General features: G+C 64.5%; 23 protein-coding genes. 12 read left to right on the top strand and 11 right to left on the bottom strand.

The features are described from left to right. Positions 1-5: 5 nt before the first annotated feature. The gene (locus QZ184_RS00115; RefSeq protein WP_296416161.1) at positions 6-527 is read right to left on the bottom strand and encodes a bifunctional nuclease family protein; all 522 of its coding nucleotides are present in this window, start codon (positions 525-527) and stop codon (positions 6-8) included. Between the two features lie 55 nt (positions 528-582). Here QZ184_RS00115 and QZ184_RS00110 point away from each other — a divergent pair, with 55 nt between their 5' ends. Together QZ184_RS00110 and QZ184_RS00105 are read left to right on the top strand one after the other, a co-directional pair. After that, positions 583-1236, top strand: a complete 654-nt coding sequence (locus tag QZ184_RS00110) for a riboflavin synthase (protein ID WP_296416160.1) — start codon at positions 583-585, stop codon at positions 1234-1236. 55 nt (positions 1237-1291) lie between these two features. Further along, positions 1292-1876: a DUF308 domain-containing protein gene (locus QZ184_RS00105; protein ID WP_010318034.1), complete on the top strand. Its 585-nt coding sequence runs from the start codon at positions 1292-1294 to the stop codon at positions 1874-1876. Between the two features lie 19 nt (positions 1877-1895). Here the strand turns inward: QZ184_RS00105 and QZ184_RS00100 are convergent, their stop codons facing one another. The 4 genes from QZ184_RS00100 to QZ184_RS00085 all read right to left on the bottom strand — a co-directional run bounded on the left by QZ184_RS00100 (position 1896) and on the right by QZ184_RS00085 (position 5515). Further along, a complete protein-coding gene (locus QZ184_RS00100; RefSeq protein ID WP_247479751.1) occupies positions 1896-2267 on the bottom strand; it encodes an AbrB family transcriptional regulator in 372 nt (123 codons plus the stop codon). 127 nt (positions 2268-2394) lie between these two features. Next, positions 2395-2997 carry a cytochrome c oxidase subunit 3 gene (locus QZ184_RS00095; protein WP_010318030.1) on the bottom strand — a complete coding sequence of 201 codons (603 nt, stop codon included), beginning with the start codon at positions 2995-2997 and terminating at the stop codon, positions 2395-2397. A gap of 5 nt (positions 2998-3002) precedes the next feature. Further along, a complete protein-coding gene (gene ctaD, locus QZ184_RS00090; RefSeq protein ID WP_296416159.1) occupies positions 3003-4679 on the bottom strand; it encodes a cytochrome c oxidase subunit I in 1677 nt (558 codons plus the stop codon). After that, a complete protein-coding gene (locus QZ184_RS00085; protein WP_296416158.1) occupies positions 4676-5515 on the bottom strand; it encodes a cytochrome c oxidase subunit II in 840 nt (279 codons plus the stop codon). The genes ctaD and QZ184_RS00085 overlap by 4 nt, the downstream gene beginning before the upstream one ends. A gap of 218 nt (positions 5516-5733) precedes the next feature. Here QZ184_RS00085 and QZ184_RS00080 point away from each other — a divergent pair, with 218 nt between their 5' ends. From QZ184_RS00080 to QZ184_RS00050, 7 genes are all read left to right on the top strand, one after another. Continuing rightward, a complete protein-coding gene (locus QZ184_RS00080) occupies positions 5734-6603 on the top strand; it encodes a COX15/CtaA family protein (RefSeq protein WP_296417606.1) in 870 nt (289 codons plus the stop codon). Positions 6604-6607: 4 nt separating this feature from the next. Next, positions 6608-7612, top strand: coding sequence for a heme o synthase (locus QZ184_RS00075; protein ID WP_296416157.1), 1005 nt, complete (start codon positions 6608-6610; stop codon positions 7610-7612). 37 nt (positions 7613-7649) lie between these two features. Continuing rightward, positions 7650-8681: an ABC transporter ATP-binding protein gene (locus tag QZ184_RS00070; RefSeq protein ID WP_247479258.1), complete on the top strand. Its 1032-nt coding sequence runs from the start codon at positions 7650-7652 to the stop codon at positions 8679-8681. 51 nt (positions 8682-8732) lie between these two features. Next, positions 8733-9599, top strand: coding sequence for an ABC transporter permease (locus tag QZ184_RS00065; RefSeq protein ID WP_029626413.1), 867 nt, complete (start codon positions 8733-8735; stop codon positions 9597-9599). An 18-nt stretch (positions 9600-9617) separates the two neighbouring features. Further along, positions 9618-10112, top strand: a complete 495-nt coding sequence (locus QZ184_RS00060) for a hypothetical protein (protein WP_296417603.1) — start codon at positions 9618-9620, stop codon at positions 10110-10112. Then, on the top strand, positions 10102-10791 hold the full coding sequence (locus QZ184_RS00055; RefSeq protein WP_296417601.1) for an N-acetylmannosamine-6-phosphate 2-epimerase: 690 nt from the start codon (positions 10102-10104) through the stop codon (positions 10789-10791). Before QZ184_RS00060 ends, QZ184_RS00055 begins: the two co-directional genes overlap by 11 nt. A 91-nt stretch (positions 10792-10882) precedes the next feature. Further along, positions 10883-11074 (top strand): hypothetical protein, encoded by a 192-nt coding sequence (locus QZ184_RS00050; RefSeq protein ID WP_043706184.1) that lies wholly within the window; start codon positions 10883-10885, stop codon positions 11072-11074. A 13-nt stretch (positions 11075-11087) separates the two neighbouring features. On the opposite strand, the gene groL is transcribed toward QZ184_RS00050, so the two are convergent. Then, positions 11088-12758, bottom strand: coding sequence for a chaperonin GroEL (gene groL / locus QZ184_RS00045; protein ID WP_247479251.1), 1671 nt, complete (start codon positions 12756-12758; stop codon positions 11088-11090). A gap of 60 nt (positions 12759-12818) precedes the next feature. Between groL and QZ184_RS00040 the strand changes: the two genes are divergently transcribed. Beyond that, positions 12819-13112, top strand: coding sequence for a hypothetical protein (locus QZ184_RS00040; protein ID WP_010318012.1), 294 nt, complete (start codon positions 12819-12821; stop codon positions 13110-13112). Between the two features lie 3 nt (positions 13113-13115). Here QZ184_RS00040 and fabG read toward each other — a convergent pair whose 3' ends face one another. Genes fabG through QZ184_RS00025 form a run of 3 tightly spaced genes read right to left on the bottom strand, consistent with a single transcriptional unit; the run spans position 13116 to position 15858 of the window. After that, positions 13116-13868, bottom strand: coding sequence for a 3-oxoacyl-[acyl-carrier-protein] reductase (gene fabG, locus QZ184_RS00035; RefSeq protein WP_247479248.1), 753 nt, complete (start codon positions 13866-13868; stop codon positions 13116-13118). A gap of 26 nt (positions 13869-13894) precedes the next feature. Further along, a complete protein-coding gene (locus tag QZ184_RS00030; RefSeq protein ID WP_296417597.1) occupies positions 13895-15019 on the bottom strand; it encodes a potassium channel protein in 1125 nt (374 codons plus the stop codon). Between the two features lie 5 nt (positions 15020-15024). Next, positions 15025-15858, bottom strand: coding sequence for a lipopolysaccharide heptosyltransferase family protein (locus QZ184_RS00025; RefSeq protein WP_296417595.1), 834 nt, complete (start codon positions 15856-15858; stop codon positions 15025-15027). Between the two features lie 73 nt (positions 15859-15931). Here QZ184_RS00025 and ispD point away from each other — a divergent pair, with 73 nt between their 5' ends. Continuing rightward, positions 15932-16609 (top strand): 2-C-methyl-D-erythritol 4-phosphate cytidylyltransferase, encoded by a 678-nt coding sequence (ispD, locus tag QZ184_RS00020; RefSeq protein ID WP_296417593.1) that lies wholly within the window; start codon positions 15932-15934, stop codon positions 16607-16609. Here the strand turns inward: ispD and QZ184_RS00015 are convergent. Next, positions 16606-17499: an LD-carboxypeptidase gene (locus QZ184_RS00015; protein ID WP_296417591.1), complete on the bottom strand. Its 894-nt coding sequence runs from the start codon at positions 17497-17499 to the stop codon at positions 16606-16608. The two genes, ispD and QZ184_RS00015, sit on opposite strands and share 4 nt — an antisense overlap. After that, positions 17496-18401, bottom strand: coding sequence for a 4-hydroxybenzoate polyprenyltransferase (locus QZ184_RS00010; RefSeq protein WP_296417589.1), 906 nt, complete (start codon positions 18399-18401; stop codon positions 17496-17498). Before QZ184_RS00010 ends, QZ184_RS00015 begins: the two co-directional genes overlap by 4 nt. 76 nt (positions 18402-18477) lie before the next feature. Here QZ184_RS00010 and QZ184_RS00005 point away from each other — a divergent pair, with 76 nt between their 5' ends. Beyond that, entirely contained in the window at positions 18478-20070 is a 1593-nt protein-coding gene (locus QZ184_RS00005) for a Ppx/GppA phosphatase family protein (RefSeq protein ID WP_296417587.1), read from the top strand. The last annotated feature ends 75 nt before the right edge of the window (positions 20071-20145 follow it).

Raw genomic sequence — 20145 nt, 5'->3', positions numbered from 1 at the left:
GGCGCTCAGCCAGGGTCTTCCTCCGCCTCCGTCTGGGCTTGGTTGATGTGCCTCACAAGCTCGGCGGGACTGATGCCATCGATGAAGCGGCGGAAATCGGCGGCATCTTCCGCATCGGCCTCAGCATCCACGGGGATGGAGGCATCAGCGACGACCTCCTCCAGCATCCAGATCCCACTGCCGGTGCGGACGGCCAGGGCAATGGCGTCGCTGGGTCTGGCGTCGAGCTCCAGCTCCTCGTCGCCCTCGGTGCGCAGTTTCAGCACGGCACGAAAGGTGCTGTCTTCGATGGCGTGGACGATCACCTTGGTCAGCTCCAGCCCCCCGGCCTGCAGCAGTTCCACCATCAGGTCATGGCTCAGGGGCCTGGGCGGGGTCTGGTCGCTGAGCCCGGCCATGATGTTTTGGGCTTGGGCCTGGTCGATCCAGATGGGCACCTGACGCCGCCCGGATGGATCGCGGAGCAGCACGATCGGACTTCGACTGGCGGCGTCGAGGGCAATGCCGGCCACTCGCATTTCGACCATGGCTTGCCCGCTTTCCCTTCTGCCCGATTATGGCCAGTGTTGATCAGGCCACCGCATGTTCACTGGGCTGGTTCAGGCCACCGGAGAGCTGCAGCGCAGCAGCGGCGGTTTGCGGCTGCGCATCCCCCGGGGCTCTGAGCTCGATCCGGCCCAGCTGGCCCTCGGGGACAGCGTGGCGGTTGATGGGGTCTGCCTGACGGTGACCGAGCGCTCCGCCAGTGGGTTCTCGGCCGATGTCAGTGAGGAGACCCTCAGCCGCACCACCCTCTCGGCCAAGGCCGACCGTGGGGGCTGGGTCAACCTGGAGCCGGCCCTGCGTCTTCAGGATCGACTGGGCGGCCATTTGGTCAGCGGCCACGTCGACGGCTTGGGCGAGGTGGTGGGGGTGGAGCAGCAAAGCGCCTCTTGGAAGCTCACGCTGCGTTGGCAGGATCCCTCCTTTGGTCGCTACATCTGCGAGAAGGCCAGCGTTGCTGTCGATGGCATCAGCCTGACGGTGGCGGGCTGCAGTCAGGACGGGGCTGAGTTTTGGATCGCCGTGATCCCCCACACCTGGGGCACGACGACCCTGCAGCATCTGCAGCGCGGCACGGCGGTGAATCTGGAGGCAGACCTGCTGGCGAAGTACACCGAACGCTTGTTGCAACACGGGACGGCGTCGACGGCTCCGATTAGTGAGGCCTGGTTGAAGGAGCACGGCTGGAGCTGACAACACCAGATGCCATGCCTACGTTCCGGGGGTTCGTGTTCCTGCTGAACACTTCATGGCTTCTGACGACAATTCCGGTCTGATGGTGGGCGCCCTGCGCAGCTTCACCGTGGCCGAGGGCATCCTGCTGCTGGTGCTGGGTGTCCTTGCCCTGATCTTCCCGATGATTGCCTCCGCCTGGGTGACGGTGGTGGTAGCCCTGGCTTTTTTGGTCGGCGGCATCATCGGCTGGGTGAACAGCCTCAACCGCTCGAGGCAACTGAGCCAATGGCACTGCTTCTGGCGCCTCGTGGTCTCGACCCTGTTTGTGGTCACCGGGGCTTGGATCATCCAGCAGTTCAGTGCTGGGGTTGAACCGGCTGCCGCTCAAGTGGCGGCGTTGGCCTTCGCCATCGGCATCGTCTTTTTGGTGGAGGGTGCGGTGGCCAGCATCGTTTCCCTGTCCCATCGGGAGATGGCCGGGTGGGGCTGGGGTTTGGCCAATGGCATCGTCACCTTGATCCTTGGCCTGATCATCGTGTCGATGAAGGGCCTGGGTCTGCTGAGCGTGATCGGCATCCTGGTGGGGATCAGCTTCCTCTTCAGCGGCATTGACCTTCTGGTCTTCAGTGCCGCGTTCCACGGTCCAGACGAGCGCTGAATCGCGCAGGGGATCTCCCTTAGAGGGCTTCGTTTGCGCTGCCGTCCTGTTCCACGGGCAGCAGCCAAATGGAGCCCGTTTCTTTGTGGACTTCGATCTTGAACTCCTGGCCGGGCTCTAGCCCCATGCGCCTGGTGTAGGCGTTGCCGATCAGGAGGTTGCCGTTGCCATGGACCTTGGTGCGGAATTCCGCTTGCCGCCCCTTGGTGCCGCTGCCACCGCCGCTTTGGCTGGGGAGCTTGTAGCCCTTGGCTTCCACCAGGGCGCGATAGAAGCTTTTTTTGAGAAGACGGCCACTGGGACCGACATAGCCACAGGCCCGAGCGATCTGATCTTCAGGCCGATTGCTGAGCGACCGGGCTTTGTCCAGTAGCGCCTTGCCTTCCAGCATCTGGGTCGGCTTGGTTGTCTTCTCTTCGACGAACACCGCTGCAGTGGGTCGCTGGCGGCCCGATTGTGCCGATCACTTGCAATGCTTCGCAAGGGCAACTTGCAAGAACTGTGATCAAACAGCTGCCCTACAGCAGATAAAGGATTCCGTAGAGCACCACCCAGATCCCATCGACGAAGTGCCAATAAAGCTCGGCGGCCTCCAGGGGAAAGAGGTTGTCAGAGCTGACGCGGCCCCCTTCACGGCACTGCCACCAGACGATCAGGATCATCAAGCCGCCCAAGGTGACGTGCAGGCCGTGGAAGCCCGTGATGGCGTAGAAGGTGCTGGCAAAGAGGTTGTCGGTCAGACCAAAGGGCAGCTCGAAGTACTCCTTCATCTGACCGGCCAGAAAGGCAAAGCCCAGGGCGGCACTGATCAAAAGCCAGCGTTGGCAGAGGGCCTTTTGATTGCGCTTCAACGCTGCGCCAGCCCGGTGGAAGGTGAAGCTGCTGATCAGCAGCAACAGGGTGTTGATGGTGGGTAGCACCATCTCCAATTCGTAGGTCGCCCCGGATGGCAGGGGGTTAACGGCTCGGAAGGTCAGATAGGCGGCAAAGAAACCGGCGAAGGTCATGCCATCGGCCACCAGGAAGGTGGCGAGGCCGAACATCCGGAAGTCGCCGTGGTGCTCCTGGTGCTCGGTGCCCTGTTCTTGGTTCAGGGATTCGCTTGTGCTCAGGCTTGTCATGGCATTCAGGAGCGCTGGTCAGAGTTGCCGAGCTTCCACAGCTCAGAGCCCGAGGTGGCGGCCAATGGCAGTTCGCCGGCGGGGGTGCCATAGCCGTAGGGCTCTTTCACCAAGGGGGCCTCGCCCTTCCAGTTCTCCACCGGTGGAGGGGAGCTGGTGAGCCATTCGGGGGTTAGGGCATTCCAGGGGTTGTCTCCGGCTGGTGCGCCGTTGAAGGCACTCATGACGACGTTCAGCAGGAAGGGCAGGGTGCTGATGGCCATCAGCAGCGCCCCAACACTGCTGAGCTGGTTGATCAACTCAAATTGCGGGTCGTATTCGGCAACGCGGCGCGGCATGCCATTGAGGCCAAGCCAGTGTTGCGGAGCGAAGCAGAGGTTGAAGCCGACAAAGGTCAAGAGAAAGTGCAGCCGTCCCAGGTCCTCGTTGAGCAATCGGCCGGTCACCTTGGGATACCAGTGGTAGATCGAGGCAAAGATCACAAACACCGTGCCGCCGTAGACGATGTAGTGGAAGTGGGCGACGACGAAGTAGGTGTCGTGCACGTGAATGTCGAAGGGGACCTGGGCGAGGGCGACGCCCGTGATTCCCCCGAAGACAAAGTTGATGATGAAGCCGCAGGAGAAGAGCATCGCGCTGTTGAGGGCAATGCGGCCTCCCCACATGGTGGCGAGCCAGTTGAAGAACTTGATCCCTGTCGGGACGGCGATAAAGGAGGTGGCGATGGTGAAAAACAGCCGCATCCAGGGAGGCGTGCCGCTGGTGAACATGTGGTGGGCCCAGACGATCAGGCCCAAGAAGACGATGCCCATGATCGAATACACCATCGTTGTGTATCCGAAGAGCGGCTTGCGGCAGTGGATCGGCAGGATTTCGCTCACCAGGCCAAAGGCCGGCAGCACCATGATGTAAACCGCGGGGTGGGAATAGAACCAAAACAGGTGCTGATAAACCACCGCATTGCCGCCCAGGCTTGGGTTGAAAAAGCCGGTGTGGGCAATGATGTCGAAGCTCAGTAGCACCAGAGTCCCCGCCAGGACTGGGGTGGAGAGCACCACCAAGATGCTGGTGCCGAGCATCGCCCAGCAGTACATCGGGAGCTGCATCAGCTTGAGCCCCGGTCGCCGCAGTTTGAGGATGGTGGCGATGAAGTTGATCCCGCCAAAGATGGAGCTGCCGCCCAGCAACAGCACGCTCAAGATCCAGATGATCTGACCGGTGGCCGGGGTCGTGATGCTCAGGGGTGGGTAGGCGGTCCAGCCCGACTGGGCAGCGCTGGCGATGAAGTAACTGCTGATCAGGAGCAACCCGGCTGGAGGGATCAGCCAAAACGCCACCGCGTTCAGTCTTGGGAACGCCATGTCGCGCGCTCCCACATAGAAGGGAATCAGGTAATTGCCAAAGGCCCCATTCACCACCGGGACGATCCAGAGAAAGATCATCACCGTCCCGTGCAGGGTCAGGACTTCGTTGTAGGTCTCCCTGGGAAGGAAGTCCGAAATCGGGGTCAGCAGCTCGGTTCGAATCGCTCCAGCGAGGGCGCCACCGATCAGATAAAAAATGAAGCCACAAACCAGATACTGCAGCCCGATCACCTTGTGGTCGGTGCTGAAACTCAGGTAGCGCAGCCAGCCTTGGGGTTGCAGCGGCGTGCGGTGCTCAGGGGTCAGGCTGATGGTCATGACTGCACCGGGGTTTGTGGGGCTGCGCTGGCAATCGGACTGTTCTGGTTGACCCAGGCCTCGAAGGTCTCGGGTTCATCGACGATCACGGTCGAGCGCATTCCGCCGTGGTACGGGCCGCAGAGCTCTGCGCAGACGATCGGATAACGGCCAGCTCTCGTGGCGGTGAAACTCAAGAGTGTGGGCTGACCGGGGATGACGTCTTGCTTCAGGCGGAATTCGGGGACCCAGAAGGCATGGATGACGTCATTGGCCTTCATGCGCAATGCCACCGGCTGCCCCATGGGCACATGCAGCTCGCCGCTCGTGATCTCAGCCCCCGGGTAGTGAAAGATGAACGCGAACTGCATGGCCGTCACGTCGATCGGCAGTGGGGCTAGGGCGTCGTCGCTCTCCAGGCTCACGGGGCTGATACCGCCCCAGGTGCGGGACTCCTCCATCTCCCCGCCCATGGCATGCATGCTGTGGTCATTGAGCGGAGCCATGCCGCCCATCCGGTCGTAGATGTCGTAGCTATAGATCCCGACAAACAAGACCACCACGGCGGGAATGGCGGTCCACAGGATCTCGAGCGGGAGGTTCCCCTCGACGGCTTCGCCATCACCGCTCTCGCCTGGCTTGCGCCGGAACTTCACCAGGCTGTAGAGGATCAGCCCGACAATCCCGACAAACAGGATGGTCCCAATGCTGAAGAGCACCTTGAAGAGCTCGTCATAAACAGGCGCGTTGGCGCTGGCGTCAACCGGCAGGAGGTTGACGTTCTGCCCGATCCAGAGGCCCATCAACACCAGGGCCATTCCGGTGATCAGGGTGAGGATTGCGGCTGGTATCCGCATCGTCCTGAAATCAATCGAGGTCAGCCTATGGAGGCTTGATCGTCGACGCGTTGTTCGTGGTTCTTTGCAGCAATCCGCCGCTTCTTGGTGAGGGAACGCTCACCCATTGATCACTGTTGGTGTCGCTTTTGGGTGGCGCGTGACGGACGTCTGCGAAGCCGGTGTGACGTCATTAGGTTGACGCCAACCGCCCTTCTCCAGCAGAGATGTTCGGCGCCATGCAGCCCAACAAACGAGACGGCCTCGCCGCACTCTGCGCCCACCTGTTGGTCGCACTGATTGCGCTGGTGGTCATCGGCGGGGCCACGCGTGTGATGGAGGCAGGTCTGGCTTGCCCAGACTGGCCCCTTTGCTACGGCTCCCTCTTGCCGGGGCGCCAGATGAACCTGCAGGTCTTCCTGGAGTGGTTCCATCGCCTGGATGCCTTTGTCGTCGGTGTGGGCCTTCTGGTTCTCACCTCGGTCAGTTGGTGGTGGAGGCGGGAGTTGCCCAAGGGCTTCCCCCTCCTGGCCAGCCTGAGCCTGGTGCTGGTGGCTGTTCAGGCGGGCTTGGGTGCCCTAACGGTGACCCTGCTGTTGCCATTCCCTGTGGTGACGGCTCACCTGCTCACCGCCCTGGTGTTGGTTGCTCTGCTGAGCGGTTTGAGTGAGTTGCTGAGGGCCGGCTCCCTGACTTCTTCCTCAGGGCGTTCTCTGCTCTGGGCTGGCCTCACCGCATTCCTGGCGACTGCGGTGTTGGTGCAGTGCCTCTTGGGCGGACTCATGGCCAGTCAGTGGGCGGCAGGCCGGTGCCTGAGCGCTGGGGAGGGCTGCTCCTGGCTCTTGATGCACCGCCTGGGTGCTCGGCCGGTGGGTCTGCTGGTGCTCCTGGGTTCGGGACTGCTGCTTTGGAAGCGTCCGGCGGAGCGCCCCTTTGCCTTGGCTGCGGCACTGCTGGTTCTGCTGCAGATCGCCCTGGGTGTGCTGAGTTTGCGTCTCAGCCTGTCCGTTCCAGCGGTGACCGTGGCACACCAGCTGGGCGCTGCTCTCTTGGTGGCCGTTCTGGCGGCCTTGACCGTTCGTAGTTGGCCGGAGGTGCTTCGTGGTTAATGCCTTGCCCCTGACCCGTGAGGAGATCGTTCCCTCCAGGAAGCGGCTGAAGTTGCCCCCCTGGCTGGAGATCGCCAAGCCCCGTTTGATCCCCCTGTTGCTGGCGACCACCCTTGGCGGGATGGCGATGTCGGAAGGCTGGCCCCTGCCTCCTCTCCGCCTGGCCTGCACCTTGGGTGGTGGCGCCTTGGCCGCCGCAGCGGCTGGGGTCCTGAATTGCCTTTGGGAGCAGGAGCTCGATGGCCGCATGCAGCGAACCAGCGGCCGTGCACTCCCCTCCGGTCGCCTGTCGATCACGACGGCTTTTGCCATTGCCGTCACCCTCACGCTGACGGCGGCGACGCTGCTGGTGGGCGGGGTGAATTGTCTGGCCGCCAGCTTGTCGCTGCTGGGTCTGTGCAGTTACGTCCTGCTCTACACGGTGCTGCTGAAGCCCCGCACCACCCAGAACATCGTGATCGGTGGTGTGGCTGGAGCCATTCCCCCCCTGGTCGGTGCCGCCGCGGCAACGGGCCATCTGGGCCTGGGGAGTTGGTGGTTGTTTGCCCTGGTGATGCTGTGGACGCCAGCCCATTTCTGGGCCCTCGCTCTGCTGCTGAAGGAGGACTACCGCGCCGTCGGGATCCCCATGCTCCCGGTGGTGAAGGGCAGTGGTGCCACCGCTGAGGCCATTCGTTGGTATGCCCTGGCGACGGTGGTGCTGAGCCTGGTGGGTGTCTGGGCCTTGCCCGGTGGGGGGTTGCTCTACGGGCTCCTGCTGCTCCCCTTCAATGCCCGGCTCTTGCAGATGACCTGGAATTTGCACAAAGACCCGGATGATCTGCAGCGGGCCAAGGGGTTGTTTCGCTGGTCGATCTTCTATCTCTTCGGCGTCTGTCTGCTGCTGCTGATGGCTCGGATGCCGGCCGGGGAGCAGTTTTCGCAGCAGGGCTTTGCCCTGCTGGGTTGGAGTGGGTCCGGCAACGCAGGTTTCACCCTGGTGGCATCGCTGGTGAGCGGCGCTTTCTAGAGTCGATTTCTCTAGTGCTCCAGCGAGGTCGGCGGCGGTGACTCATCCAGTGATTGATCTGGAGAACGTCTCCAAGCGCTACGGAAAAGGTGAGAAGGCCGTTGATGCCTTGAACGGCCTGAATCTTCAGGTCCCTGGCGGCAGTTTGTTCGGCTTGTTGGGTCCCAACGGGGCGGGCAAAACAACGACCCTGCGCATCCTCGCCACCCTGTTGGCCCCGTCCAGCGGCCGTGTCCAGGTGGCGGGGCTCGACGCGCTCACAGACCCCCGCGGTGTCCGCGAGCGTTTGGGTTATGTGGCCCAAGAGGTTGCCCTCGACAAGATTCTCAGCGGCCGTGAGCTGCTCCAGTTGCAGGGCGACCTGTATCACCTGGCCCGTTCAGCCCGGGACCAGCGCATTGCTGAGCTGATTGATCTGCTGGGGATGGCGGACTGGATTGACCGCCGCAGCGGCACCTACTCCGGTGGGATGCGCCGGCGTTTGGATTTGGCCTCCGGTCTGCTGCACCGTCCGGATGTCTTGGTGCTCGATGAGCCCACCGTTGGTCTGGATATCGAGAGTCGCGCTGCCATTTGGACCGTGCTGCGCCAACTGCGCGACCAGGGCACCACGGTGCTGCTGAGCAGTCACTATCTCGAGGAGGTCGATGCCCTGGCGGATCAGCTGGCGATCATTGAGGACGGTCGGGTGATTGCGGCGGGCCCCCCCTCCGAACTCAAGGCGGCCCTCGGCGGTGACCGCGTCACCCTGCGGGTGAGGGAGTTCAGCGATGAACCCGAGGCCCTACGGGTTCAGCAGCTGCTGCAGGCCTGTCCGGGGGTGCGTCAGGTGGTGGTGAACCGAGCCCAGGGCTTCTCCTTGAATTTGGTGGTGGAACACGACGGTGTGGTGGAGCAGTTGCGCCGTCAGCTGGCTGAAGCCCAGCTCCCTGTTTTTGCCCTTGCCCAAAGCCGCCCCAGCCTGGATGACGTCTACCTCCAGGCCACGGGTCGGACCTTGATGGATGCCGAGCTGGCGGTGGCCGGTGTCCGTGATGCCAAGGCGGAGCGCAAGCAGTCCATGCGTTGACCGTGGCTTTGGTTCGGGATTTCCCGTGGATGGACTTTTCTGTTATTTGAGATGACCAGCGCTTCCTCTTCTTTGCTCAGCCCGGCCCCCAGCGCCAGCGCCCCGCGGTCAGCCCTGGCTGACCTGACGCAGGAGACCCTGGCCTTGACCCGCCGTCTGTTCCTGCAGCTGGCGCGCCGTCCGTCGACCCTGGTGGCGGGGGTCCTGCAACCCCTGATTTGGCTGGTTCTCTTTGGGGCCCTCTTCGCCAATGCCCCTGAGGGTCTGCTGCCCGAGGGCATGAGTTACGGCCGCTTCCTCGGTGCCGGCGTGATTGTCTTCACGGCCTTCAGCGCTGCTTTGAATGCGGGCTTGCCGGTGATGTTCGATCGGGAGTTTGGTTTCCTCAATCGCCTGTTGGTGGCCCCGTTGCGCTCCCGCAGCTCGATTGTCCTGGCCTCGGTGCTCTACATCACGGCCCTGAGCCTGGTGCAGAGCGTCGCGATCATGGCCACCGCCTGGGTCTTGGGGTACGGCTGGCCCGGCGGTTCTGGGTTGCTCCTGGTGCTGCTGACCCTGTTGCTGTTGGTCTTCGCTGTGACGGGCCTGAGCTTGGGGTTGGCCTTCGCACTGCCAGGTCACATCGAGCTGATCGCCGTGATCTTTGTGGCCAATTTGCCCCTGCTGTTTGCCAGCACGGCCCTGGCTCCGATTTCCTTTATGCCGGCCTGGTTGGGCTGGCTAGCGGCCGTAAATCCCCTTACCTTCGCGATTGAGCCGATTCGCGCCGCTTACGCCGGTCATTTCTCCCTCTCAGCTGTGGTGTTGCATGCCCCCTATGGGGACCTCAGCGCTGCCGCTTGTTTAGGGGTTCTGGCCGCTTTGGCGTTGGGTTTGTTTCTGCTGATCCGCCCTCTGCTGGATCGCAAGCTCGCCTGATCTTTTCCCGCAGCGATCGTGCCCCAGCGCCCTTCTCCTCCGCCGTCACCGCAAGCCCGCCGCCAGGCCCACGTTTTGGCCCTGCGCCAGGCCTTGTCCGAACGTGATCGATCGAGCGTGGATGGGTTGCTCGGCCAGTGGGTCCATCGCCACGGGGTCGATGCTCTTGAGCCCCTGCTTCAGGAGTTGGAAGCCGAGGATTCAGAAGGACTCCACTGGTGGCGAACTCCTCAGGCTGAGCCCGAGCCCCTCGTCGTTGAGGTGCAAGAGGAGATGGCACCTGAACCGCAACCTGAAGTCGAGCCGGAACCCGAACCTGAGCCCGAACCGGTTGTGATGGCTGAGCCTGAACCTGAACCTGTAGCGGCTCCGGTTCCGATCCCTCAGACCGCGTTCAAGCCCGTCGTGCCTCGTCGAGCCGCTGCGTCACGCCCTGCTCCGGCCCCCAGCCATCCCGCCTTGGCGGAGTTGCGTGCTTGGCTTCCCGGTTCGCAAGACTCCCGTGCTGCCTGATCCCTCGTTGCTCCGTGGCGGGCTGATCGTCTCGGTTCAGGCCCCTGAGGGCTCACCGATGCGGGACCCGCAGGTGATTGCGGCCATGGCTGAGGCCAGCCTCAACAACGGCGCGGTGGGTGTCCGCTTGGAGAGCCCCGAACACATTGGGGCGGTGCGCCGCCGCTGCCCGGAGGCTTTGATTATTGGCCTCTGGAAGCGCACGTTCCCCGATAGTTCCGTCTACATCACCCCCGGCTGGGAAGAGATTCAGGCGGTTTGGGCCGCCGGTGCCGATGTCATCGCCCTGGATGCCACTGATCGGGTTCGCCCCGCTGGGGCCCTCTTGCCCGATTTGGTGCAGCGCGCCAAGCAGGAGCTTGGAGCCTGCTTGATGGCGGATGTCGACAGTCTGGAGAACGGGTTGCGCGCCGCGGAGCTCGGCTGTGATTGGGTTGGCACAACCCTCTACGGCTACACCGAGTCCACCGCCTCCCTCAAGCCTCCCGCTTGGACTCTGTTGCGTCCACTGCGCGAGCAGCTCCCGGGTCCGGTGATGCTGATCTGTGAGGGTGGAATCGCCTCAGCCCAGCAGGCCAGACAGGCCCTTGATGGGGGTTCCGATGCGGTGGTGGTGGGGACGGCGATTACCGGCGTGGATCTGCAGGTGGCGGCCTATCGCCGGGCCCTGGAGTCCTAGCGGTCCAAAAGCTTTCTGAAGGAGCAGGACCTGCAGCCCAGGCGAGTTCAAACTGAGCGTGTCTCGGTTGTCTCGAATGGGAGGAAAGTCGATGGGCTCCCAGCGTGGGCTGCCGTTTTTTTCAGTGGTGGTGGGCGTGACGCTCTTGGCCACACCCATAGCGGGCTTGCCCTTAGCTGAGCTCGAAGCGCTGAACCGGGAGCTGGGCCGCCTGTGCCGCAACCCACCCCCGGAAGCCCTTGCCGTCTGCCGGATTCACGCCCGCTTGATTCGGGTGATGTAGGCCGAGGCCGGCATCACATCATGCCGGGCATGCCCATGCCGCCCATTCCACCCATACCGCCCATGCCACCCATGGGATCCATGCCGCCACCGCCCGGTGCGGCTGCGGCAGCCGGCTCGGGTTTGTCAGCGATCACCGCCTCGGTGGTCAGCAGCAGGGAAGCAATCGAGACGGCGTCCTGAAGGGCCAGGCGGACCACCTTGGCGGCATCAAGAATGCCTGCGGTGAGCAGGTTTTCGTAGGTGCCGGTCGCGGCATTGAAGCCGTTGCCAGTGGAGGCCACTTGGTCCGCCACAACGTTGGGGTCATAGCCCGCGTTGGCTGCAATCTGATGCAGGGGCGCAGAGAGAGCGCGCTGCACGATCTCAACACCGGTGCGCTCGTCGCCCTCCAGCTGGGCAGCTAGGCCATCGAGGTCGGCGGCGAGCTGGACCAGGGTGCTGCCACCGCCGGCGACGATGCCCTCTTCCACCGCGGCGCGGGTGGCGTTGAGGGCGTCTTCGATCCGCAGTTTGCGGTTGCGCAGCTCGGTTTCGGTGGGAGCACCCACCTTGATCACGGCAACGCCACCGGCCAGCTTGGCGATGCGCTCGGTGAGCTTCTCGCGGTCGTACTCAGAGTCGGTGTTCTCGAGCTCGCGCTTGATGGCGGCGACACGGTCGCGGACGGCAGCCTGGTGAGCGTCACTGGCCACGATGGTGGTGTCGTCCTTGCTGATCGTGATCCGGCGCATGCTGCCGAGATCCTCCAGACCCACTTGATCGAGGGCCATGGCACGGTCCTCGCTGATCAAGGTGGCACCCGTGAGGATGGCGATGTCCTGGAGCATGGCCTTGCGGCGATCGCCAAAGCCAGGGGCGCGGACGGCGGCCACCTGCAGAACCCCGCGGTTCTTGTTGACCACCAGGGTGGCCAGGGCTTCACCCTCGACTTCCTCCGAGAGGATCACCAGGGGCTTGCCAGCTTTCGACACGGCCTCCAGAACGGGCACGAGGTCGTTGATGGCACTGATCTTGCGGTCGGTGACCAGCAGCAGCGCATCTTCGAATTCGCAGACGCGACGGTCGTTGTCGGTGACGAAGTAGGGGGAGCTGTAGCCCCGATCGAAGGCCATGCCTTCGGTGATTTCCAGTTCGGTGGCGAGGCTCTTGCTCTCCTCGACGGTGATCACGCCATCGACGCTCACCTTCTCCATCGCCTCGCTGACCATCCGGCCGACTTCCTCATCGCCGCCGGAGCTGACGGTGGCCACCTGGCCGATGGACTCGCCGGCAACGGGGGTGGAACGCTGCTGGATGCCCGCCACGACTTGAGCGGTGGCCTTCTCCATGCCGCGGCGCAGGCTCACGGGGCTGGCGCCAGCGGCGACGTTGCGTAGACCTTCGCGGGTCATGGCCTGGGCCAGGACGGTGGCGGTGGTGGTGCCATCACCGGCCTGGTCCTTGGTTTTGGTCGCGACCTGCAGCAGGAGCTTGGCGCCGAGGTTCTCGAAGGGGTCTTCCAGTTCGATGTCCCGGGCGATGGTCACGCCGTCGTTGACGACATCGGGAGCCCCGAACTTCTTCTCAAGAACGACGTTGCGGCCCTTGGGTCCGATGGTGACCTTGACCGCATCGGCGAGGGCATTGACGCCGCGCTCGAGATAGGCGCGGGATTCATCGGAGAAGGAGAGCAGCTTGGCCATCGCGGAGGCTGATCGCGCTGTAGTGGCCACAGGCTCCCATGCAGAGGTGGCCCTTGGCTTGTGGGGAAAGCCGAATGGATCGCAGCTCACCCCTATCGCCCGCTCGATCTGCTCGATAGGGTTCGCGCCATGGAGGAGAGCATCAGCGACACCCTGGTCCAGGGCCTGGCCGATCCAACGGCCGGCAGCAACGTGATGGCGTTTCTGATCGTGGCCGGCCTGGGCTTGGGAATGGCCTTGATCTATGTGCCCCTGCGGGTCTTTCTGACCGTGACCGCCCGCAGTCGCCGGCTACGCCTGCTGCAGCGCATCCGACGACTGCGGGAGGAACTCACGCAACCGGTGGAGGGCTAGACCTCAGCGCATCACCATGCCGCCATCCACCTGCAGGACCTGGCCGGTCATGTAGGCAGCGGCGGGATCGGCCGCGAGGAAGCGAACGGCGCTGGCGACCTCGGTGGGTTGCCCCATCCGTCCCAGGGGAATGGCCTTGAGGATCGGCTCCTTGTCGAGCTCCGCGGTCATGTCGCTCTCGATGAAGCCAGGGGCCACAGCGTTCACGGTGACCCCGCGGCTTGCGAATTCCGCAGCGCTGCTGCGGGTCAGGCCAATCACACCAGCTTTGGCGGCGCTGTAGTTGGCCTGGCCGGGGTTGCCCATCAGTCCCACCACCGAGGTGATGTTGATGATCCGGCCGCTTCTGGCCTTCAACATCGCCCGGCTGACGGCTCGGGTGCAGAGGAAGACGCCGCTGAGGTTCAGGTCGATCACGCTCTGCCAATCGGCGCTCTTCATGCGCATCAGCAGGCCGTCACGGGTGATGCCCGCGTTGTTGACCAGCACGTCCAGGCGTCCTTCCTTCTCCAGGACGGCTTTGACCATGGTCTCCACCTGCTCTTCCTCGGCCACGTTGGCCTGGTGGGACCAGGCTTGGCCGCCAGCCGCCTGAATCTCAGCGACCACAGCCTCAGCCGCGGCGGGGGAGCTGGCGTAGTTCACCACCACCGTTGCGCCGGCCTGGGCCAGCTCGCGGGCAATGGAGGCCCCGATGCCTCGGCTGGCTCCGGTCACCAGAGCAACCTGACCGGCCAGGGGGGTGCTGTCCGCCATGGAGAACGCTGAAAAGTCGGACCAGGCTAGGCGGGCATGATTTTGACTTCAGCCAAGGCTGGGCCAAGCAGTTCCCCAAAGCGCTGCAACTGGCGTTTGCTGCCCATGACCACCAGCAACTGACCGGGACCCAGGCGGACATCACCGCCGGGGTTGGCGATGAGTGGCTCCGGCGCTCCGGTGCTGAGTTGGCTGGCCGCGGGGTTTCGGATCGCCAGGACCAGGGCACCACTGCGGCGTCCCAACTGCAGTTCCGAGAGACTGGCGCCGTTGAGGTCGCCGAGATCCTCGGGATGCTCGCTCAGCAGAAATTCGTCCACCTCACACTCGCTGCCGGCCAGCAGGTCCATGAAGGTCACCGCCAGGGGCCTCAGGGCGGTGGCGGCCATGGCACGACCGCCGGCCACATAGGGGCTCACCACCTGGTCAGCTCCGGCTAAACGCAGTTTCCCTTCCGCTTCTTCGCTGTCGGAGCGGGCAATCAGCCGGGCGCTCGGCGCCAATCCCCGGGCGCTGAGGATCACGTAGAGGTTGGCCGCGTTGCTCGGCAGGGCGGCGACCAGTGCTCGGCAGCGGTGGATGCCGGCCTCCTCCAGGGTTTCATCGAGGGTGGCGTCTCCCTGAAGGACCGTCAGGCCTCGCTGCTGTGCTTCCTCAATGCGGTCGCTGTCGTTTTCGACCACCAACAGTTGGACGTTTTCTCCATTCAGTTGATCCGCGATTTCGCGGCCCATCCGGCCGTAGCCGCAGAGGATGACGTGCTGATTCATCGATCGCTGCAGCTGTTGGCGGTAGCGCCGCTGGCGGATGCGGCGAAAGTAGCCGGAGTTGGTTAATTCCAGCAGTTTCTGGATGGTTTGCTGGACCACCACCAGGCCGCCCACCAACAGCAGCGCCGTGACGATGCGGCCGCCGGTGTGGATCAGTTGGGTGTGCTCATCGCTAAACCCCAGGGTGCTGAGGGTGATCAGCACCATCCAGTAGCAATCACCCCAGTCCCAGCCCTCCGCCAGTCGGTAGCCAACGGCGCCGGCATTGACGACCGTGGCCAGGGCCAGGATCGGGCCGGCCCACGGGCGCTTGGCCACTTGCGTGCGAATGGGGCTGAGGAGGCCGCGGCGGCGCGGCAGTGAACGGGGTCGCTGCCGCATCGGTGTCATCCCAAGCCGAGGGCTTTTAAGACCTCAGGGGTGCCCAGCTGCTCAAGGGCTCCGGCCTGACCCACCGCTTGCACGCCGTCCCGTTGTGGCAGGGAGGCGGGGTCCTCGCCGAGGGCCACTAGAGGCATGCCACTGAGCAGGGCCAGTTGGCTGGTGATGGGATCACTGCTGAGGACCACATCACAGCTGGCCAGTTGCGCGGCCCGCTGCAGCAGATTGGCGCCACCGGCCTGGATGACCCGCAGGTCCGGCAGCTTGCTGCGGATGGCCTCGGGCAGCGCTCGCCAGTGGTCGGCGGGCCAGTCCTGGCGGTTCCCTGACGGGGCAAGCAACAGGGCGGGTCCCTGGCCACTGGGCATGGACGCTGCGGCTTGCTCCAGTGCTCCTTTGGGCAAGGACAGGCGGAATTGGCTGGCGTCGAGGGTGACGCCGAGGGGGCGCAGGAAGGCGGACAGCGCTTGTGCCCCCCAGCCGGCTTCAGGGGTGACGGTTGACGTGGCCGAGAACCCAGCGGCGGCGACGCGATTGGGGATGTGACTCATCGACAGCATCAGATCAACCTGGCGGCCGCTGGCGAGGTTGATGCAGGCCTGAAAGTCGGGCTCGCGCACGTTGCCCAGGAGGTTGGCCCAGTCGGCGAGGCTCGGCCCGTCATCAAAGGCGAAGGGAATCACCTTCTCCACCGCCGGCAGCAGGGACCAGGCGGCTGCCGCCGCTGGGGAGCAGGCCACTTGCACCTGGGCCTTGAGGTCTTGAGCGACCTGCGCTGCGGCCGGAATGGCCTGCAGCTGTGCACTGACACCACCCGGCACCAAAAAGAGGACTCGCATGGTTGCGGGGGTGTGCAGCAGATCGCTGGCTGATTGTATGTAGGTCGGATTACTTAGTCCTCAGGAGCGCGCGATGCATCTGCTGATTGCCTGTGCCGGTAGCGGTCGGCGGATGGGGGCGGAGCGCAACAAGCTGCTCCTGGAGGTCAGCGGCCGGCCTGTGTTGGCCTGGACTCTCGATGCGGCCCTGGCCTCCGAGAGCGTGCGCTGGATCGGTGTGGTCGGCCAGGAGATCGACCGGCCGGACATCGAAGCCCTGCTGAAGGCGGCCAACCCAGGGATCCCGGTCCAGTGGATTCAGGGTGGGGACACCCGCCAGGATTCGGTCTGCAACGGCCTGGCTGCGCTGCCGCCGGAGGCCCAATCGGTTCTGATCCATGACGGAGCCCGCTGCTTGGTCGATCCAGCTCTGATCGATCGCTGTTCCGCGGCTGTTGAGGCTGGCGCTGCTGTGATTGCTGCCGCACCGGTCACCGACACGATCAAGCGGGTCGATGGCGACGGCGTGATCCAAGACACCCCGGATCGCTCCGTTCTCTGGGGCGCCCAAACCCCCCAGGGGTTTCCGGTCGAGCAGTTGCGCCAGGCCCATGCCCAGGCGCGCGGGGAGGGTTGGAGTGTCACCGATGACGCCTCCCTGTTTGAACGGCTGGGTTGGCCCGTGCGGGTGATGGAGTCCTCTCCCTCCAACATCAAGATCACCACGCCCTTTGACCTGACGATTGCTGAGGCGGTGCTCTCGGCTCGCTAGAGCAGCAGCAGTTGGCCGCGCTCGCCGTCCAGACGGGCCCTGCGGCCGATGGGAATGGCGGCGTTGCCGCAGCGATGGCCAAAAGGCAGGTCGGCAATCACCGGAATGCCGAGGTCGCCGCAGCGCTCCTGAAGCACCGCCTGCAGACCAAAGGAGCGTTGGGGATCACGGGCGTCATCCTCATCCCCCTCGCAGTCGCTGAAGCTGCCAAAGCCCAGCCCCGCGATCTGCTGGAGGGCCCCACTGAGGCGCCAGTGGGAGAGCATCCGATCGATTCGATAGGGGGCCTCGCCGATGTCTTCGAACAGCAGGATCGCTCCACTCAGGTCGGGGAGGTGAGGCGTCCCCAGCAGGTGCGTCGCCACCGTGAGATTGCCGGCGAGGCAGGGGCCCTCGGCTTGGCCCGGGTTCCAGACCGTCCCATGCAGGGGCGGTAGAGCCTCGCCAAAGAGCAGAGCCCGTAGCCGCTCTTGGCTCCACTCCGGTTCGGCCCCCAGGGTGGTGACCATGGGCCCATGGATGCCCCCGGGTAGGCCAGCGGCCTGCCGCGCCCAGAGCAGGGAGGTGACATCGGAGAAGCCCAGCAGCCAGTGCTCCTCAGCCGCAAGGGGCCGCTCCAGCAGTCGTGCAGAGCCCCAGCCACCGCGCATGCACGCCACCAATGGCGCATTGGGTTGGAGGTCCTCCAGGCGTTCGGGGTCCGTGCCGGCGTAGTAGCCCCAGTGCCGCTGCAGGTTGCGATGGGGTTCGACCTCCAGTCCCCAGCGCTCAAGGACAGCGATTCCCGCTTCCAGGCGGCTGATGGCATCGCCCTGGAGCGCGGAGCTGGCGGCGGCCAGTTGGACGCGATCGCCGGCTTGGAGCGGGCGGGGCCAGGGGCGCGCGTTCATGCCCAGATCCGTCCGATGGCTAGGCCCAGCAGCAGGAGTGCGCCGAGCAGCACCTGGTGTTTGAAGTGGCGGCCATAGGCCGAGCGCGGCAGCTGCGGCTGCCGTAAGGCCAAGGCTTCCTTGAGCTGCCCAAGGACGACCACCAGCCAGATCAGCCAGAACACGGGCTGAACCCCCTGCAGGGCCGAGGCCATCGCCAGCAACACTCCAGCGCTGGCGTAGCAGAGGGCCACGGCCAGGGGGGCCTGCTCCCCAAGGCTCAGCGCGCTGCTGCGCACGCCCACCAGGCGGTCATCCTCCCGGTCGGACATGGCGTAAACCGTGTCAAAGCCAAAGGTCCACAACAGGGTCGCCAGCCAGAGGCAGAGCAGGGGCCAGCCCCCCTGGAGGCTGCCGCGGGAGGCCGCCCAGGGGATCAGCACAGCAAAGCCCCAGCAGAGGGCCAGGACCGCCTGCGGGTAGGCAAACCAGCGCTTCGCTGAGGGGTAGAGCAGCACCGGGGGCAGGGCGGCGATGGCCAGTTGGAGGCAAAGGGTTCTGTTGGCTTCTGGCAGCCCCCAGAGCACAACGGCAAGAGCAGCGATCAGGCAGAACAGCAGCAGCACAACGGCCCCCGGAACACCGATCTGGCCGCTGGCAAGCGGCCGTTGGCGGGTTCGCTCCACCTGGGGATCAATCCGCCGATCCCAGAGGTCATTGGCGACACAGCCCGCACCGCTGACGGCCAGGCCGCCGATGACGATGGCCGCCAGCAGGTGGAGGCTGGGGGGAGCCTGGCCCTCCAGGAAGAGACTCCAGCCGGCGGGGATCAACAAGATCAGGCGTCCGCTGGGCTTGTCCCAGCGCAGTAGACCCAGCCAAGCCCGGAGCAGCGATCCAAGGCCCTTGCTGTCGGCAGCCACGTTCAGCAGGGGAAAAGTGCCCGCACCCTAGGGCTGAGGGGCGGTGCCAAAGTGGCTCAGCTCCAGGGATTGGACCGTGAGTGAGCCCCGCAGTGGTGCCCTACGGCCGGTGGCCGGCATCGACATCGGCACCAACTCGATTCACCTCTTGATCGCCAGCGTCGATCCGGAGCTGCGCAGCTTCTCGGTGCTGCTCACTGAAAAATCAACGACCCGCCTGGGGGAGCGCGATCCCGTCAGTGGCGATCTCTCGCCTGAGGCGATTGAGCGGGCCTTCACGACCCTGCGCCACTGCCGTGAGCTGGCGGCCAGCCATGGCGTGGATCCCGGGGACGTCGTCACGGCGGCCACCAGTGCCGTTCGTGAAGCACCCAATGGTCGGGAGTTTCTGCAATCGATCCAAGAGCAGCTGGGCCTCGCGGTTGATCTGGTGAGCGGCCCTGAAGAGGCGCGCTTGATTTATCTGGGCGTCCTCTCTGGGATGTCCTTTGGCGAGAAGCCCCACGTGATCATCGACATCGGTGGTGGCTCCACCGAGTTGGTGCTGGCCGATGCTTCGGACTCCCATGCCCTCACCAGCACCCGGATTGGTGCGGTCAGGCTGCAGCGGGATTTCGTCCAGGACGACCCGATCCCGGCTAAGCGGGTCACCTTCCTGCGGGCCTTCATCCAGGGGGCGCTGGAGCCTGCGGTGCTCAAGGTCCGCCAAGGTTTGAAGCGGCTCGGTGATCAGCCGGTGATGGTCGCCACCAGTGGAACGGCGATGGCGATCGCCGCGATGGCCGCCGCGGATGAGGCGCGTCCGCCCCTGCGCATGCAGGGCTACCGGGTCTCGCGGCAAAAACTCGATCAGATCGTCGAACGCCTCTTGGGGATGACGCCGGCGGAGCGCAAGGCTCACCCGGCCCTGAATGAACGCCGCGCAGAAATCATCGTTCCTGGCGCCCTGATCTTGCAGACGGCGATGGGGATGATCGGGGCGGAGGAGCTGGTGATCAGCGAACGGGCCCTGCGGGAGGGCTTGATTGTTGATTGGATGCTGCGCAACGACTTGATCGTTGATCGCTTTGCCTTTCAAAGCAGTATTCGTCAACGCACGGTGCTGCATCAGGCCCAGCGTTATGGGGTGGATGTGCCCCGCTCTGAGCGGGTCGCTGCGCTAGCCATTCGTCTCTACGACCAAAGCCACGGCCTGCTGCATCAAGACGATGGCCAGGGGCGTCAGTTGCTGTGGGCCGCGGCGATGCTGCACAGCTGCGGACAGCACATCAATGTCGGTGCGTATCACAAACACACCTGGTATCTGATTCGCCACGGTGACCTCCTGGGCTATTCCGAGAGCGAGCAGCTCATGGTGGCGGCGATTGCCCGTTACCACCGCCGCTCCCTGCCGAAAAAACGCCATGAGTCCTGGCAACTCATAGAAGGGAGGGAACAACGCCGCACGGTTTCAGCGATGGCCTTGCTGCTGCGTCTGGCGGTGGCGATGGATCGCCGTCCCCAGAAGGTGATTGCCGATTGTGTTTTGCAGGCCAACGCCGAGAACGGCATTGCGATCCAGTTGTTGCCGCTGACGGCTGAGGTGGATCTCAACCTGGAGCGCTGGAGTCTGCGGTCCTGCGAGAGCTATGTCGAAGAAGCGCTCGGCATGACCTTGCGGGTGAGTTAGCTCCAACACTGGAGCTAACTCCCAACAAAAAGCCCCCTCTTGCGAGGGGGCTTCTGGTTCAACCGAGATTGAACC

The sequence above is a fragment of the Vulcanococcus sp. DEBay_Sum22DG08_74 genome (assembly GCF_017852955.1).
Classification (GTDB): Bacteria; Cyanobacteriota; Cyanobacteriia; order PCC-6307; family Cyanobiaceae; genus Vulcanococcus.
The sequence above is the reverse complement of the archived record's forward strand: the minus strand, read 5'-3'. Positions and strand labels throughout refer to the sequence as shown.